Annotated in this window: 1 protein-coding gene; it reads right to left on the minus strand. The window is 39.7% G+C overall.

Translation table 11 applies throughout. The features are described from left to right. On the minus strand, positions 1-290 hold a 290-nt coding region (locus QWI17_RS04980), incomplete at its 3' end, for an EAL domain-containing protein (protein ID WP_302721405.1). Positions 291-302: the final 12 nt, after the last annotated feature.

The following is a 302-nucleotide window of genomic DNA, read 5'->3' on the forward strand; positions in this document are numbered from 1 at the left end:
AAGCGTTTCAGGTATGAGAGGGAAGAAAAGCCTGTGCCAAAATCATCTATAGCGATATCGGGCCCTAACGATTTAAGAGCATTTAGAGCAATTATTGAACGTTCCGGATTTAGCATTGCTTGAGTTTCAGTGACTTCAAAAATTAGATCGCTGGTTGATAGTTCACAAGCTGCTGCACTCCTGATAACAAAGTCAATGAAGTCATCTTTTTCTAATTGCAACATAGATAAGTTCATTGATAGTTTGCCGGGCATCAAGCCCGCTTTTTTCCATTCGGAAAATTCTTGCATAGCAGATAGCAT

Source organism: Gilvimarinus gilvus, assembly GCF_030518155.1.
GTDB classification, from domain to species: domain Bacteria; phylum Pseudomonadota; class Gammaproteobacteria; order Pseudomonadales; family Cellvibrionaceae; genus Gilvimarinus; species Gilvimarinus gilvus.